The following is a 273-nucleotide window of genomic DNA, read 5'->3' on the forward strand; positions in this document are numbered from 1 at the left end:
ATTGAGCCGTTTTTTCCTCTGGCGCACGGAATGCCACGCGTGGATGACAGGCGTGTTCTGAGCGGGATCGTTTATGTAATCCGTAACGGCCTTCAGTGGAAAGACGCCCCGAAAGCGTACGGTCCGCACAAGACTTTATACAACCGGTTCATCCGCTGGAGCCGCCCGGGCGTCTTTGACCGGATCTTTGTCGCCCTGACAGAGCAGGCTGGCCGGTCGAAGCGCCTGATGATCGATGCAACACACCTCAAGGCACACCGGACATCGGCGTCC

The 273-nt window shown here is 58.6% G+C and carries 1 protein-coding gene; it reads left to right on the plus strand.

Features of this window, described 5'->3' with window-relative positions:
• On the plus strand, positions 1-273 hold a 273-nt coding region (locus HK28_RS09445; protein ID WP_143217384.1), incomplete at both ends, for a transposase.

The organism is Acetobacter sp. DsW_063 (assembly GCF_002153745.1).
Classification (GTDB): domain Bacteria; phylum Pseudomonadota; class Alphaproteobacteria; order Acetobacterales; family Acetobacteraceae; genus Acetobacter.